At 71.9% G+C, this 15775-nt stretch carries 15 protein-coding genes; 12 read left to right on the forward strand and 3 right to left on the reverse strand.

Annotated elements, in window-relative coordinates:
* Positions 1-60: 60 nt before the first annotated feature.
* On the reverse strand, positions 61-792 hold the full coding sequence (locus ABT342_RS04825; RefSeq protein ID WP_351567023.1) for an MBL fold metallo-hydrolase: 732 nt from the start codon (positions 790-792) through the stop codon (positions 61-63).
* A 212-nt stretch (positions 793-1004) separates the two neighbouring features.
* On the opposite strand from ABT342_RS04825, the gene hrcA reads away from it, so the two are divergent.
* The 7 genes from hrcA to ABT342_RS04860 all read left to right on the forward strand — a co-directional run bounded on the left by hrcA (position 1005) and on the right by ABT342_RS04860 (position 7938).
* Entirely contained in the window at positions 1005-2021 is a 1017-nt protein-coding gene (gene hrcA, locus ABT342_RS04830) for a heat-inducible transcriptional repressor HrcA (protein WP_351567026.1), read from the forward strand.
* Positions 2022-3158, forward strand: coding sequence for a molecular chaperone DnaJ (gene dnaJ, locus ABT342_RS04835; protein WP_351567028.1), 1137 nt, complete (start codon positions 2022-2024; stop codon positions 3156-3158). It abuts the gene before it with no gap.
* Between the two features lie 484 nt (positions 3159-3642).
* Entirely contained in the window at positions 3643-4716 is a 1074-nt protein-coding gene (locus ABT342_RS04840) for a nitronate monooxygenase (protein ID WP_351567031.1), read from the forward strand.
* Positions 4713-5453, forward strand: coding sequence for a 16S rRNA (uracil(1498)-N(3))-methyltransferase (locus ABT342_RS04845; RefSeq protein WP_351567033.1), 741 nt, complete (start codon positions 4713-4715; stop codon positions 5451-5453). The genes ABT342_RS04840 and ABT342_RS04845 overlap by 4 nt, the downstream gene beginning before the upstream one ends.
* Positions 5454-5639: 186 nt before the next feature.
* The gene (locus tag ABT342_RS04850) at positions 5640-5999 is read left to right on the forward strand and encodes a histidine triad nucleotide-binding protein (RefSeq protein ID WP_351567035.1); all 360 of its coding nucleotides are present in this window, start codon (positions 5640-5642) and stop codon (positions 5997-5999) included.
* 15 nt (positions 6000-6014) lie between these two features.
* The gene (locus tag ABT342_RS04855; RefSeq protein WP_351567038.1) at positions 6015-6926 is read left to right on the forward strand and encodes a ribonuclease Z; all 912 of its coding nucleotides are present in this window, start codon (positions 6015-6017) and stop codon (positions 6924-6926) included.
* Between the two features lie 10 nt (positions 6927-6936).
* The gene (locus ABT342_RS04860) at positions 6937-7938 is read left to right on the forward strand and encodes an adenosine deaminase (RefSeq protein ID WP_351567041.1); all 1002 of its coding nucleotides are present in this window, start codon (positions 6937-6939) and stop codon (positions 7936-7938) included.
* A gap of 27 nt (positions 7939-7965) precedes the next feature.
* Here the strand turns inward: ABT342_RS04860 and ABT342_RS04865 are convergent, their stop codons facing one another.
* The gene (locus ABT342_RS04865) at positions 7966-9171 is read right to left on the reverse strand and encodes an MFS transporter (protein WP_351567043.1); all 1206 of its coding nucleotides are present in this window, start codon (positions 9169-9171) and stop codon (positions 7966-7968) included.
* A gap of 261 nt (positions 9172-9432) precedes the next feature.
* On the opposite strand from ABT342_RS04865, the gene ABT342_RS04870 reads away from it, so the two are divergent.
* The 5 genes from ABT342_RS04870 (at position 9433) to ABT342_RS04890 (ending at position 14081) form a co-directional block, all read left to right on the forward strand.
* The gene (locus tag ABT342_RS04870; RefSeq protein ID WP_351567046.1) at positions 9433-10542 is read left to right on the forward strand and encodes a carbohydrate kinase family protein; all 1110 of its coding nucleotides are present in this window, start codon (positions 9433-9435) and stop codon (positions 10540-10542) included.
* 228 nt (positions 10543-10770) lie between these two features.
* The gene (locus tag ABT342_RS04875) at positions 10771-11796 is read left to right on the forward strand and encodes a PhoH family protein (RefSeq protein WP_351567048.1); all 1026 of its coding nucleotides are present in this window, start codon (positions 10771-10773) and stop codon (positions 11794-11796) included.
* A 13-nt stretch (positions 11797-11809) separates the two neighbouring features.
* On the forward strand, positions 11810-12307 hold the full coding sequence (gene ybeY, locus ABT342_RS04880) for an rRNA maturation RNase YbeY (protein WP_351567051.1): 498 nt from the start codon (positions 11810-11812) through the stop codon (positions 12305-12307).
* A gap of 49 nt (positions 12308-12356) precedes the next feature.
* Complete coding sequence (locus ABT342_RS04885) at positions 12357-13625, forward strand: hemolysin family protein (RefSeq protein WP_351567054.1); 1269 nt, start codon at positions 12357-12359, stop codon at positions 13623-13625.
* Between the two features lie 99 nt (positions 13626-13724).
* Positions 13725-14081: an MmcQ/YjbR family DNA-binding protein gene (locus ABT342_RS04890; RefSeq protein ID WP_351567320.1), complete on the forward strand. Its 357-nt coding sequence runs from the start codon at positions 13725-13727 to the stop codon at positions 14079-14081.
* Positions 14082-14295: 214 nt separating this feature from the next.
* Here the strand turns inward: ABT342_RS04890 and ABT342_RS04895 are convergent, their stop codons facing one another.
* Entirely contained in the window at positions 14296-15729 is a 1434-nt protein-coding gene (locus ABT342_RS04895) for an MFS transporter (RefSeq protein ID WP_351567057.1), read from the reverse strand.
* Between the last annotated feature and the right edge of the window lie 46 nt (positions 15730-15775).

The following is a 15775-nucleotide window of genomic DNA, read 5'->3' on the forward strand; positions in this document are numbered from 1 at the left end:
CCCGGGGGATGCAGCCAGGGAGGGGTCAGGTCAGGGCTGTAGCTGCGCATTCGGCAGACGCTACGACACCCCGAACCGCCGGGCCAGCTCATCGCGTTGAGCGCGTACGAACGCGGCGTCCACGGCCGCGCCGTGTCCCGGTACGTACACCGCGTCCTCGCCGCCCAGCGCCAGCAGCCGGTCGAGGGCGTCGGGCCAGCGGGCGGGGATCGCGTCCGGGCCTGCCTGGGGCTCGCCCGACTCCTCCACCAGGTCGCCGCAGAAGACGACTTCGGGCTCCGAGGCAGCGCCCGGCACGAGCAGGACGAGGTCGTGGCCGGAGTGACCGGGGCCGACGTTCGCCAGCAGCACCTGCCGGCCGCCGAGGTCCAGGGTCCATTCGCCGGAGACGACATGCCGCGGCCGTACCAGCACGTCCGCGGCCTGTGCGGCGTCGCCGGACGCCACACCGTGGCGGATGGCGTCGTCGCGCAGCACGTCCCGGTCCCGTACGAGCAGCTGGTCGACGCCCACCGCGCCGTACACCCGTACCGCCGAGAACGCCGCCGTGCCGAAGACGTGGTCGAAGTGGGGGTGGCTGAGCGCGATATGGGTCACACGCCGGCCCCCGAGGAGGGACTCGACCTGGGTGCGGATCTCGGCGCCCTCGCGGAGCGTCGCGCCCGTGTCGTACAACAGCACCGAGTCGTCCCCGACCACCACGCCGACCGTCGCGTCCCAGACGGGAAGGCGCCGCCGGCCCACTCCGTCGGCGAGGCGCTCCCACCCGAAGTCTTCCCAAGCGACGTCCATACGGCGACGCTATACCGGGCGAATACGGGGCGACCAGCGGAGTCTCGTGGACATCACAGCCAGGTACCGTGTCCGGTCGCCCTTGCTCGTGGTGTACCTCCCCGCCGTACACTGACCGGGGGAATGCTGGCACTCAGACGTAACGAGTGCCAGGGGACCAGGGACCAGGGACCGACCGAGCAGCCGACGAATCGCAGCTGGAGGTGTGCGCGATGCTCAGCGAACGCAGACTCGAGGTGTTGCGCGCCATCGTCCAGGACTATGTCGGGACGGAGGAGCCCGTCGGCTCCAAGGCGCTCACCGAGCGGCACAAGCTGGGTGTCTCGCCGGCCACCGTGCGTAACGACATGGCGGTGCTGGAGGAGGAAGGGTTCATCGCCCAGCCCCACACCAGCGCCGGGCGGATCCCGACCGACAAGGGCTACCGCCTGTTCGTGGACAAGCTCGCGGGGGTCAAACCGCTGTCGTCGCCCGAGCGGCGCGCGATCCAGAACTTCCTGGACGGCGCCGTCGACCTCGACGACGTGGTCGCCCGTACGGTACGGCTGCTCGCCCAGCTGACCCGCCAGGTGGCGGTCGTCCAGTACCCCTCGCTGACCCGCTCGACCGTGCGGCACGTGGAGCTGCTGTCCCTCGCGCCCGCGCGGCTGATGCTGGTGCTGATCACGGACACCGGCCGGGTCGAGCAGCGGCACGTGGACTGCCCGGCCCCGTTCGGCGAGACCTCGCTGGCGGATCTGCGGGCCCGGCTGAACAGCCGGGTGGTCGGCCGCCGCTTCACGGACGTCCCGCAGCTGGTACAGGATCTTCCCGAGTCGTTCGAGCCGGACGACCGGGGCACGGTCTCCACGGTGCTTTCCACTCTGCTGGAAACGCTGGTCGAGGAGACCGAGGAGCGGCTGATGATCGGCGGCACCGCCAATCTGACGCGGTTCGGCCATGACTTCCCGCTGACCATCCGGCCCGTGCTGGAGGCACTGGAAGAACAGGTCGTGCTGCTGAAGCTGCTCGGCGAAGTGAAGGACTCGGGCATGACCGTACGGATCGGGCATGAGAACGCCTACGAGGGTCTCAACTCCACGTCCGTCGTCGCGGTCGGCTACGGTTCGGGCGACGAGGCAGTCGCCAAACTCGGCGTGGTCGGACCGACCCGCATGGACTACCCCGGAACGATGGGAGCGGTACGCGCAGTGGCACGTTACGTCGGACAGATCCTGGCGGAGTCGTAAGTGGCCACGGACTACTACGCCGTACTCGGCGTACGCCGCGACGCGTCCCAGGACGAGATCAAGAAGGCGTTCCGACGCCTCGCCCGGGAGCTCCACCCGGATGTGAATCCGGACCCGAAGACGCAGGAGCGCTTCAAGGAGATCAACGCCGCGTACGAGGTGCTGTCGGACCCGCAGAAGAAGCAGGTCTACGACCTCGGTGGTGACCCGCTGTCCGCCTCCGGCGGCGGTGGCGCGGGTGGCTTCGGCGCGGGTGGCTTCGGCAACTTCTCCGACATCATGGACGCGTTCTTCGGGACGGCGTCGCAGCGCGGGCCGCGCTCGCGGACGCGGCGCGGCCAGGACGCGATGATCCGCCTGGAGATCGACCTCAACGAGGCGGCCTTCGGGACGACGAAGGACATCCAGGTCGACACGGCCGTCGTCTGTACGACGTGTTCGGGTGAGGGTGCGGCGCCGGGGACGTCGGCGCAGACGTGTGACATGTGCCGGGGCCGTGGTGAGGTCTCGCAGGTCACCCGGTCCTTCCTGGGCCAGGTCATGACGTCCCGTCCGTGCCCCCAGTGCCAGGGCTTCGGGACCGTGGTCCCGACCCCGTGCCCGGAGTGCGCCGGTGACGGCCGGGTCCGCTCCCGTCGTACGCTCACGGTCAAGATCCCGGCCGGTGTCGACAACGGCACCCGGATCCAGCTCGCGGGCGAGGGCGAGGTCGGCCCGGGCGGCGGGCCCGCCGGTGATCTGTACGTGGAGATCCACGAGCTGCCGCACGCGGTGTTCCAGCGGCGCGGCGACGATCTGCACTGCACGGTGACGATCCCGATGACGGCGGGCGCGCTCGGCACGAAGGTGCCGCTGGAGACGCTCGACGGCATGGAGGAGATCGACATCCGTCCGGGCACCCAGTCGGGCCAGTCGATCCCGCTGCACGGGCGCGGCGTCACGCACCTGCGGGGCGGCGGCCGTGGCGATCTGATCGTCCACGTCGAGGTCCAGACGCCGTCGAAGCTGGATCCGGAGCAGGAGCGGTTGCTGCGGGAGCTGGCGAAGCTGCGGGGCGAGGAGCGGCCGATGGGGCAGTTCCAGCCGGGGCAGCAGGGGCTGTTCTCCCGCCTGAAGGACGCGTTCAACGGTAGGTGAGGGGAACCCCTTCACCTGGGCTCCCCCGGCGGGGGCCGTCCCACCGGGGCGGCCCCCGCCGCCGTTCGCGCGTGCGTTTCGCGCTGCGGGGGACCAGCTCACCCGCTCCGTGGGCCCCGGCCCCCGTTCGCGCGTGCGTTTCGCGCTGCGGGAGACCGGCCCACCCGCTCGGCGGGCCCCGGCCCCCGTGCTCGCATGCGCTTCGCGCCGCGCGTGAACTGCCGTACCCGATCCGGTGCCGGTCCTGGCCTTCGCCGGGTGGGTTCCGGCTCCGTGCCCGCGTGGGCTTCGTGCCGTGCGTAACCGTCCCCCGCCGGGTGGGTTCCGGCCCCGCGCTCGCGCGCGACCGGCGCACCCTCCCGTGGGCGTTCGTTCCTCGCGGCCGCGTACGGCCCGCGGGCGCCCAGAGGCGCGGTCCTTCGGCAGCGGGGCGGGAGCGGCGGCCGGATTCGGTCATAGCACGGGGACGTGGCACGATGCGGGCATGTCCTCCGCGCTGACCGATCTTTGTCGTTACCCGATCGTGCAGGCCCCCATGGCGGGTGGCGCTTCCTGTCCGCAGCTCGCCGCCGCCGTGTGCGAGGCCGGTGGGCTCGGGTTCCTGGCCGCGGGGTACAAGACCGCCGACGGCATGTACCAGGAGATCAAGCAGGTGCGCGGGCTCACCACCCGCCCCTTCGGCGTCAACCTCTTCATGCCGCAGCCGCACTACGCCGACCCCGCCGCCGTCGAGGTCTACCGCCACCAGCTCGCGGGCGAGGTGAACTGGTACGACACGTCCCTCGGTGACCCCGAGGCCGGCCGGGACGACGGCTACGAGGCCAAGCTGGCGATCCTGCGCGACGACCCCGTACCGGTCGTGTCGTTCACGTTCGGCTGCCCCACCCGGGACACCGTCGCCGCCCTCAAGCGTGCCGGAACGCTCACCGTCGTCACCGTCACCACGCCCGACGAGGCGCTGGCCGCCCAGCACGTGGGCGCCGACGCCGTATGCGTCCAGGGCATCGAGGCGGGCGGCCACCAGGGAACCCACCGCGACGACCCGGCCAACGACGGCACCGGGATCGGCCTGCTCTCCCTCATCACGCAGATCCGCGAGACCGTGCAGCTCCCGATCGTCGCCGCCGGCGGGCTCATGCGCGGCAGCCAGATCGCCGCCGCGCTGACCGCCGGAGCGGACGCCGCGCAGCTCGGCACCGCCTTCCTCGTCTGCCCGGAGTCCGGGGCGAACACCCTGCACAAGCAGGCCATGACGAACCCGCTGTTCACCAGGACCGAGCTGACCCGCGCCTTCTCCGGCCGCCCCGCCCGCGGGCTCGTCAACCGCTTCCTGCACGAGCACGGACCGTACGCCCCCGCCGCCTACCCCGAGGTCCACCACCTCACCTCCCCGCTGCGCAAGGCCGCCGCGGCGGCCGGGGACCCGCAGGGCATGGCCCTGTGGGCCGGGCAGGGGCACCGGCAGGCCCGCGAACTGCCCGCCGGGCAGCTCGTCGAGGTGCTCGCCGCCGAACTCGGCGCCGCGAGCGCCGCCCTCGCCCTGCGGACCGCCTCATGACCGCCCCCGTATTCGTCGTCGAGCACTTCGACGCGGGCTCCGGCGGCCGTTACGTACTCGACGGCCCGGAAGGACGGCACGCCGTCTCCGTGAAGCGGCTGCACTCCGGGGAGGACGTCGTCCTCACCGACGGCGCCGGCCGCTGGGCGGACTGCGTGGTCCTGGACACCGAGGGCAAGGACCGGCTGATCGTGCGGCTGGACTCGGTCCACGAGGAGCCAGTGGCAACGCCCCGCATCACCGTCGTACAGGCCCTCCCCAAGGGCGACCGCGGCGAAGTGGCCGTCGAGACCATGACGGAGACCGGCGTCGACGCCGTCGTGCCGTGGACCGCGTCCCGTTGCATCACGCAGTGGAAGGGCGACCGGGGCGCCAAGTCCCTCGCCAAGTGGCGGGCCACGGCGCGCGAGGCGGGCAAGCAGTCGCGCCGCGTGCGCTTCCCGGAGATCGCCGGGCCCATGACGACCAAGCAGGTCGTCCAGCTGCTCGCCGCCGCCGACTTCGCCGCCGTACTCCACGAGGAGGGCGCCGAGCCGCTCGCCACCGCCGAGCTCCCGGCCTCGGGCGAGATCGTGCTCGTGGTCGGGCCCGAAGGGGGTGTGTCCCCGGAGGAGTTGGCGGTGTTCGCCGAGGCGGGGGCGGGCCCGTACCGGCTGGGCCCGAGCGTGCTGCGCACCTCCACCGCCGGTACGGCCGCGACCGCGCTGCTCCTGGGGCGTACCGGCCGCTGGTCCTGACCCGGCCTCACCGCGGTGGTGGATCACCGGACCTGACCCGGCCTCGGAACCGGCCCGGCCGGGAACACGATCCGCAGCCGTACACCGTCGTCGGCGACCGGCCCGCGCCCCACGGTACGCACCTGACGCACCCCGATAGCATGCCCCTGACCGTACTGATCGCCGGAGTCGTGGAGGGTCTGGACCATGGCGGGAGAACCGCAGGCCGACTGCCTGTTCTGCAAGATCGTCGCGGGGGAGGTGCCCGCCACCGTCGTCCGTGAGACGGAGACGACCATCGCCTTCCGCGACATCAATCCGCAAGCACCGACCCATGTGCTCGTCGTCCCCAAGGCGCACTACCCGGACGCCGCCTCGCTCGCGGCCGCCGAGCCCACCGTCGCCGCCGACATACTGCGCGAGGCCGCCCAGGTCGCCGCGGACGACAAGGTCGACGCCACCGGCTTCCGCATCGTCTTCAACACCGGCAGCGGCGCCGGCCAGACCGTCTTCCACACCCACTGCCACGTCCTGGGCGGGCGCGGCTTCAACTGGCCGCCCGGATAGGCCCGGACGAGCACCGTGTCCGTACGAGAACTGGTCGTGCTCGGCACCGCCAGCCAGGTGCCCACCCGGCACCGCAACCACAACGGCTATCTGCTGCGCTGGGACGGCGAGGGCATCCTCTTCGACCCGGGCGAGGGAACCCAGCGGCAGATGCTGCGGGCCGGCGTCGCCGCGCACGACATCAACCGGATCTGCGTCACGCACTTCCACGGCGACCACTCCCTCGGCCTCGCCGGCGTGATCCAGCGGATCAACCTCGACCAGGTGCCCCACCCGGTCACCGCGCACTATCCGGCGAGCGGGCAGCGCTTCTTCGACCGGCTGCGGTACGCCACCGCCTACCGTGAGTCCGTGCCGCTGACCGAGGCCCCGGTCGCCGCACCCGGCGGAGTGCTGGCCGAGACCGGCGCGTACACCCTGGACGCCCGCGAGCTCTCGCACCCCGTCGAGTCCTTCGGCTACCGCCTCACCGAGCCCGACGGGCGGCGCATGCTGCCCGAGCGGCTGGCCGCGCACGGCATCAAGGGCCCCGACGTGGGCCGCATCCAGCGCGAGGGCGCGCTCGGCGGCGTCACCCTGGAGGACGTGAGCGAGGTGCGGCGCGGACAGCGGTTCGCGTTCGTCATGGACACCCGGCTGTGCGACGGGGCGTACGAGCTGGCGGAGGGCTGCGACATGCTCGTCATCGAGTCGACCTTCCTGGACGAGGACCACCGGCTGGCCACCGACCACGGCCATCTGACCGCCGGTCAGGCGGCGCGCGTGGCGCGGGACGCGGGCGTACGGCACCTCGTGCTGACACACTTCTCGCAGCGCTACAGCGAGCCGGAGGAGTTCGAGCGGCAGGCCAGGGCCGCGGGCTTCGAGGGTGAGCTCTCCGTGGCGCGGGACCTCGTCCGGGTCCCCGTCCCCAAACGCGAACTCTGAGCGAGCACCGATGGCACTCCCCAAAGCCGAACTGCACCTGCACATCGAGGGCACCCTCGAACCCGAACTCGCCTTCGCCCTCGCCGAGCGCAACGGCGTGTCGCTGCCCTACGCCGGCACCGAGGACCTCCGCACGGCGTACCTCTTCAGCGATCTGCAGTCCTTCCTCGACCTGTACTACGCGCTGATGGCGGTCCTGCGCACCGCCGACGACTTCACCGAGCTCGCCGACGCGTACCTCACGCGGGCGGCCGCCCAGGGCGTACGGCACGCCGAGATCTTCTTCGACCCGCAGGCGCACACCGCCCGCGGCGTCCCCATCGGCACGGTGATCGAGGGGCTCGCCCACGCGCTGGACCGCGGTGAGGAGCGGCACGGGGTCTCCACCCAGCTGATCATGTGCTTCCTGCGCGACGAGCCCGCCGAGTCGGCCATGGAGACCCTGGACGCCGCGAAGCCGTACCTCCACCACATCGCCGGGGTCGGCCTGGACTCGGCGGAGGCCGGCCACCCGCCCGCCGGGTTCCGCGAGGTGTACGCCGCCGCGGAGTCGCTCGGCCTGCGCAAGGTGGCGCACGCGGGGGAGGAGGGGCCGCCCGCCTACATCTGGGAGGCCCTCGACATCCTCGGCGTCGAGCGGATCGACCACGGCCTGCGCGCCCTGGAGGACCCCGAGCTGGTCGCCCGGCTGGTCCGCGACGCCGTCCCGCTCACCGTGTGCCCGCTGTCGAACGTGCGCCTGCGCGCCGTCGACACCCTGGAGGACCATCCCCTCCGCGCGATGATGGACGCCGGGCTGCTGGTGACCGTCAACTCCGACGACCCGGCGTACTTCGGCGGCTACGTCGGCGACACCTTCCACGCGGTGCGCGAGGCCCTGGCACTGAGCCAGGAGCAGCTGCGCGAACTCGCACGGAACTCCTTCCGCGCGTCCTTCCTCGACCACGACGAGCTCCGCCGCGAGCGTTACCTCGCCGAGGTGGATTCGTACGACTTCGACGCCGCCGGGTAACCGGATATCCGGATAGCGGGGGAAGGGTCAGGAGGCGAGGGCCTGGGGCGCCCTGTCCCGTACCGGCAGGGCGACCTCCGTGATCTCCCGCCGGGGCGCGGCGCCCAGCGCCACCGCCGTCATCGGGACCGCCACCAGCAGCAACAGCCCGCACAGCACGAGCCCCATCCCCGGATACCCGGCGTGCTCGGAGAGCAGACTCCCGGTCACCGGGCCGCAGGCCACGCCCAGCGACGACGCGGAGCCCACCAGCACCGCCCACCGTCCGCGCGGGTCCAGCGAGGCGGCGAGGCCGATCAGATACGACAGGACCACCGGGTAGAAGAGGTTCCACAGGATCTCGCCCACGCCGAACGACACCAGGCCCCGGGCCGACGAACTGACCACGATGCACCCGCCGATCAGCGCCGTACCCACGCCGATCGGCACCGCCCGCCCCAGCCGCGCTCCCAGCGCGCCCGCGCCGATGACGCCCGCGAGGCCCGCCCCGAGGCCCACCGCGAACACCGCGCCGACCGTGACCTCGCTCAACCCCGCCTGCACGGTGCCGATCCGGCCGCTGACACCCCACAGGGCGTTCTGCGCCATGGACCAGCACACCATCGCGGCCGCGAGCACGGCCCCCGCGCGCTGCCGGGGGAGGCGGGTCCGTGCCGCCGCCCGCACACCCACCCGGGTGCCGGATCCGTCGAGCAGCCCTGTCGCGGGCCACACCAGCACCGCCGCCGAGGCCAGTGCGGCGAACGGCAGCACGTGGCCGCCGCCGAGCCGTGGAATCGTCAGGTACAGCGCACCCGCCGTCGCCGACACCGCGAGCAGCCCGAGGGCCGACACCCGGTGCGGGTCGCGCTGCGCGGCGATTCCGGCCGCGGCGACCGCCGTGGCCGTACCGGAGCCGAGTCCGCCCACCGCCGCGCCCGCCACGACCAGCGGGACGGACGAGGTCAGCGCGGCGGTGCCGTAGCCCGTCAGGGCGAGCAGCAGGCCCAGCCGGGCGAGCCGGCGCGGCCCGTGCCGTTCGGTGAGCGAGGTGAGAGAGGTGAGCGAGGCGATGACGACGCCCGCACACGCCGAGCTCAGCAACAGGGCGGAGCCGACAAGTCCGGCCTGGGCGGGGGTGAGTCCGAGTCCGGAGGACAGCCGGCCGACGACGGTCGGCAGGAGGTACGCGGCGAGGTGGCCGGCGCCGAAGACGGCGACGAGGGGCCACGCGGCGCGCGGGCGCGAAGGCATGGGCGTTCCCGGGAAAGGGGGGCGAAAGAGGGGTGGAGCGCCCGGTGTTGCACGGGAACGCGGGCCAATTTGTATCAAGCGTGCCCGGGGCGGGAGAAGGTGGGATGGTGTGATGCGGACCACATTCAGTTTGTGCCGGGGTTTCAGGGGTAGGCGAGCTGCCTTCGCTTCGCACGCCGACCTGATCCGTACGGCGCCGTACAGCCTCGTGCAGCTCCGTACAGCGCCGTACAGCTCGGCACCGCGCAACCGGGAGCCACCGTGATCACGACCGACGGACCGCAGCAACACAACGCAGGCGTCGACCCGTTGGTCGCGCTGCGCGCCGACGGCGACCCGGAGTGCGATGTGTTCCTCACCGGCACGGTCTTCCTGGACATCATCTTCACCGGCCTCGACAGCGCCCCGGTCCGCGGCACCGAGTCCTGGGCCCGGGGCATGGGCTCCAGCCCCGGCGGTGTCGCCAACATGGCCACCGCGCTCGCCCGGCTGGGGCTGCGCACCTCGCTCGCCGCCGCCTTCGGCGACGACCACTACGGGGAGTACTGCTGGGACGCCCTGGCCCAGGGCGAGGGCATCGACCTGACGATGTCGCGGACCGTGCCCGGCTGGCACTCCCCGGTGACCGTGTCCATGGCGTACGAGGGCGAACGGACGATGATCACGCACGGGCACGAGGCGCCGCCGCCCGAGGGCAGCGTGCCCGCGTGCCCCCACCGGGCGCGCGCCGCCGTCGCGTCGCTGGCGCCGGGCCGCAGCGAGCAGTGGATCGCGGACCTCGCCGGGCGCGGCGCGCGGATCTTCGCCGACGTCGGCTGGGACGACTCCGGACGGTGGGACCTGTCCGCGCTGCCCGATCTCGGGCTCTGCGAGGCGTTCCTGCCCAACGCGCAGGAGGCGATGCGGTACACCGGCGCCGACTGCCCGCGCGCCGCGGCTCGGGCGCTGGCCGAGAAGGTGCCGGTCGCCGTCGTCACGCTCGGTTCGGAGGGCGCGTACGCCGTGGACGGCGCGACCGGGGAGACCGCGGAGGTGCCGGCGATCGAGGTGCGCGAGCTGGATCCGACCGGGGCGGGCGACGTCTTCGTGGCCGGGTTCGTCACCGGCACCCTCGCGGGGTGGCCGCTGGCGGACCGGCTCGCCTTCGCCGGGCTGACCGCGGCGCTGTCCGTGCAGGAGTTCGGCGGGTCGCTGTCCGCGCCGGGATGGGCGGAGGTGGCGGCGTGGTGGCAGCACGTCCAGGGCCGCCCCGACCAGGATCCGCACGCCCTGGCCCGTTACGCGTTCCTCGCCGGCCTGCTGCCCTCGCCGAGCCGCCCCTGGCCCCTGCCCCGCGCGGTCCCGACGATCGGCTTCGGCCGCGCGGGGTAGCCCGGACGGGGTCTGGGGGCGAAGCCCCCAGTTGTCGGGAGGGGGCGGGGCGGGGAGAGAAGCCCGCCCCACGCGCTCCGCGTATGGGCACCGGCACGGGCAAGCCCGTCACCGCCCGCGAAAACCCCTTCAGGACTGTCACCGCGGGGTCGTACGCTTGAGTTCCAGAGGTTGTCGAGCAGCGAGAACCCTGCAACGGGAGGTATGTGCAGGCCACAGAGCCGGCCCATGACTCAGACACCCACAGCCCAGACCCCGGCGCCGGGTCAGGCACGCGCCCAGTTCACCGTCCCCGCCAAGCATCCGATGGTGACCGTTCTCGGTTCGGGTGACGCACTGCTGCGCGTGATCGAGAAGGCCTTCCCGGCGGCCGACATCCACGTCCGGGGCAATGAAGTCAGCGCGGTCGGCGACGCGCGGGAAGTCGCCCTGATCCAGCGCCTGTTCGACGAGATGATGCTGGTGCTCCGCACCGGACAGCCGATGACGGAGGACGCAGTGGAACGCTCGATCGCCATGCTCAGGGCGAGCGAGAACGGTGAAGGACCGGACGAGACCCCGGCCGAGGTCCTCACGCAGAACATTCTCTCCAGCCGCGGGCGCACCATCCGCCCCAAGACCCTCAACCAGAAGCGTTACGTCGACGCCATCGACAAGCACACGGTGGTCTTCGGTATCGGCCCCGCCGGTACCGGCAAGACGTACCTGGCCATGGCCAAGGCGGTCCAGGCGCTCCAGTCCAAGCAGGTCAACCGGATCATCCTGACCCGGCCGGCCGTCGAGGCGGGCGAGCGGCTCGGATTCCTGCCCGGCACGCTCTACGAGAAGATCGACCCGTATCTGCGGCCGCTCTACGACGCCCTGCACGACATGCTCGACCCCGACTCGATCCCCCGCCTGATGGCGGCGGGCACGATCGAGGTCGCGCCGCTGGCGTACATGCGAGGCCGCACGCTCAACGACGCGTTCATCATCCTCGACGAGGCGCAGAACACGAATCCGGAACAGATGAAGATGTTCCTGACCCGTCTCGGCTTCGATTCGAAGATCGTCATCACCGGTGACATCACCCAGATCGACCTGCCCGGCGGGACCAAGAGCGGTCTGCGCCAGGTCCGGGAGATCCTGGACGGCGTCCCCGATGTGCACTTCTCGATGCTGACGTCGCAGGATGTCGTCCGGCACAAGCTCGTCGGCCGTATCGTCGACGCGTACGAGCAGTACGACAGCCGTAACGGCATCAACCGGAAGTAGACCGAAGAACACCATGTCGATCGACGTCAACAACGAGTCCGGAACCGAGGTCGACGAGCAGGCGATCCTCGACATCGCCCGCTACGCGCTCGCGCGGATGCGCATCCACCCGCTCTCCGAGCTCTCGGTGATCGTCGTCGACGCCGAGGCCATGGAGCAGCTCCACATCCAGTGGATGGACCTGCCGGGCCCCACCGACGTCATGTCCTTCCCGATGGACGAGCTGCGCCCGCCGGCCAAGGACGACGAGGAGCCCCCGCAGGGGCTCCTCGGCGACATCGTGCTCTGCCCCGAAGTCGCCAAGAAGCAGGGCGAAGAGGCGCCGACCGGGCACTCCATGGACGAGGAGCTGCAGCTGCTCACCGTTCATGGAGTGCTCCATCTGCTCGGTTACGACCACGAGGAGCCGGCCGAGCGCGCAGAGATGTTCGGGCTCCAGGCGGCGATCGTCGACGGCTGGCGCGCGGACAAGGGCCTGACCGGTCCGTCCCCGGCGCCGACCGTCTCATGATCAGTCACAAGAGCATGAGCACCCGTACGACGGTGAGCGTGGCCGTCCGATGAGCGTCCAGCTGATCACCGGGGCGGTCCTGCTCGTCGTCGTCGCCTGGCTGGCGGCGTGCGCCGAGGCCGGGATCGCCCGCGTCTCCAGCTTCCGGGCCGCCGAGGCACTGCGCTCCGGCCGCCGCGGCGCGGAGCGACTCACCCAGGTCGCCGCCGACCCCACCCGGTACCTCAACGTGGCCCTGCTGGTGCGGGTCGCCTGCGAGATGGCGGCGGGCGCCCTCGTCACGTACGCCTGCCTCCAGGAGTTCTCCGAGACCTGGCAGGCGCTTGCCGTCGCCATCGGCGTCATGGTCCTCGTCTCCTTCGTCGCCGTCGGGGTCTCCCCGCGCACCATCGGCCGCCAGCACCCGCTGAACACGGCGACGGCCGCCGCGTACGTCCTGCTGCCGCTCGCCCGCGTCATGGGGCCCATCCCGCAGCTGCTGATCCTCATCGGCAACGCGCTGACGCCGGGGAAGGGCTTCCGCAAGGGCCCGTTCGCGAGCGAGGCGGAGCTGCGCGCCATGGTCGACCTCGCCGAGCAGGAGTCGCTGATCGAGGACGAGGAGCGCCGCATGGTGCACTCGGTCTTCGAGCTCGGCGACACGCTCGTACGGGAGGTCATGGTGCCGCGCACCGACCTGGTCTGCATCGAGCGCTACAAGACCATCCGCCAGGCCCTCACCCTCGCGCTGCGCTCCGGTTTCTCCCGGATCCCGGTGACCGGGGAGAACGAGGACGACATCGTCGGGATCGTGTATCTGAAGGACCTCGTCCGCAAGACGCACATCAAGCGGGACGCGGAGTCCGAGCTCGTGTCCACGGCGATGCGCCCGGCGGCCTTCGTCCCCGACACCAAGAACGCGGGCGATCTGCTGCGCGAGATGCAGCAGGAGCGCAACCACGTCGCCGTCGTCATCGACGAGTACGGCGGCACGGCCGGGATCGTCACCATCGAGGACATCCTGGAGGAGATCGTCGGCGAGATCACCGACGAGTACGACCGGGAGCTGCCGCCCGTGCAGGAGCTGGGCGACTCGCGCTACCGGGTCACCGCCCGGCTCGACGTCAGCGACCTGGGTGAGCTGGTCGGCCTGGACGAGTTCGACGACGAGGACGTGGAGACTGTCGGCGGGCTGCTCGCCAAGTCCCTGGGCCGGGTGCCGATCGCGGGCGCGAGCGCCGTGGTCGAGCTGCCGGACGGGCGTTCGCTGCGGCTGACCGCCGAATCGCCGGCCGGCCGCCGCAACAAGATCGTGACGGTACTGGTGGAGCCCGTGTGACGCCCCCGCGTGACGCCGGCGGCAGCGGGGCGTCGGGGGCCGCGTGAGTTCGAGGGGGACGGCATGGAGTCGGAGGACCGCATGGAGTCGGAGGGCCGCATGGAGCCGAAGGACCTGAAGGCCATCTGCCTGGAGCAGAACGCGGCGGTCGAGGACTTCCCCTTCGGCCCCGAGTTCTCCGTCTTCAAGGTCGCCGGGAAGATGTTCGCGCTCAGCGACCTCGACGCCACCCCGCTGAAGATCTCGCTCAAATGCGACCCGGACGAGGCGGTCCGGCTGCGCGCCGAGCACGCGTCCGTCATCGTCCCCGGCTACCACCTCAACAAGCGCCACTGGAACACGGTGACGGTCGATGAGCTCCCGGCACGGATGGTCCGGGAGCTCATCGAGGACTCGTACGACCTCGTCGTGGCCGGGCTGCCGAAGGCGGAGCGGCTCCGCCTCGACCGCCCCTAGGGGGTGTCCGGCGGATCATGCTGGGCTCACGACGCCCTGCGACTCCGTCTCCTGCGTTGTCGTCAGTCGCCGACTCCCCCGTAGCCCTTCGGGCACGGGAGGTGCCCCCACCGCGTCGACTTCCTCCTCCGCCTTGGATCCGAAGCCGCATGACGCCGCTCGCTGATCCAGCCTGATCCACCGGACACCCCCTAGGCCCTGACGCCTCCAAGCCCTACCGGGCCCTGCGCAGGCCCAGCGCCACCAGCAGCGCCACCGCCACCACGATCGCCGCGTCCAGCGCCAGTACGGTGCGTACGCCCTCGTACAGCCCGCTGCCCGTCGTCGTCGCCAGCACCCCGAGCAGCGGGATGCCGACCGTGAGCCCCACCTGCTGCGTCGTCGTGACGAGGCCGGTCGCGAGCCCCTGCTCCTCGTCCGGGACGCCCGAGGTGACCGTGACGCCGTACGAGATGATCGCGCCCAGGTGGCACATGCTCGCCAGCGAGACGGCGACCGTCGCGAGGACGGCACCGGACTGCGCGCCGACGCCGAGCAGCCCGGCGGTGAGCAGCCCCTGGCCCAGCAGCGAGCCGGCCAGGGTGCGCCGGGCGCCGAACCGGCCGATCAGCCTGGAGGCGTAGCTTCCGGCGACGATGGACAGCACGCCCTGGATGCCGAAGACCAGACCCGTGCGGAACGCGCTCAGGCCCAGCACCTCCTGGAGGTAGAGGGTCAGGACGAACACGACGGTGGACATCATCGAGAAGGTGATCAGGCCGCCCAGGTTGCCGAACGCCACCGTCCGGCGGCGCAGCATCGGCAGGGACACCAGCGGCGCCGCGGACCGCGACTCCACGATCACGAAAGCGGCCAGCAGCACCACGCCCGCGACGAGCGTGACCAGCACGTCCGCGCCGCCGAAACCGCGCTCGGCGGCCGTGGTGAGGGCGTAGATCAGCGCGAGCAGCCCGCCGGTGACGGTGATCGCGCCGGGGACGTCCAGGCGCGGGCGCTCGGGCGTACGGGATTCGGCCAGCAGGCCCGGCGCCAGCGGCAGCACGATCAGGGTGAACACGGCCAGCAGGCCCATCGTGGAGCGCCAGCCCAGGGTGTCGGTCATGACCCCGCCCAGCACCATGCCGACCGTGAAGCCCAGCGACATCAGCGTGCCGCTGATGCCGAGCGCCCGGTCGCGCTGCGGGCCCTCGGGGAAGGTGGTGGTCAGCAGGGCCATGCCGGTCGGCACGATGGCCGCGGCGCCGAGTCCTTGCAGCGCCCGCCCGGCGAGGAACGACGCCGGGTTCCAGGCGAACGTCGCGAGCAGCGAGGCGGCACCGAAGAGGGCGAGTCCGCCGAGGAACAGCCTGCGGCGCCCGTACAGGTCGGCGATCCGCCCGAAGAGCAGCAGGAAGCCGCCGGACGGCAGCGCGAAGGCGGTGACCGCCCATTGCAGGGCGGAGGTGCTCATGCCGAGGTCGCTGCCGAGGACGGGGAGCGCCACGTTCAGTACGGAGAAGTCGAGCGCGACCATGAACTGCGCGGCGCACAGCACGAAGAGGACCAGTCGGGCGCGGCCGGTCAGCCGCGTCGATGGTGTCTCGTTCTTACCGGCCCTGTTCTTGTCGGCCGCGTCCTTGTCGAGGGGGACGGAGGTGTCGATTGCCATGTCCACACCCTCCGGCGCCCGAAGCGGCCGTGGGGAGCGGGTACTT

It is taken from the genome of Streptomyces sp. NPDC000410 (assembly GCF_040300305.1).
In the GTDB taxonomy this organism is placed as follows: domain Bacteria; phylum Actinomycetota; class Actinomycetes; order Streptomycetales; family Streptomycetaceae; genus Streptomyces.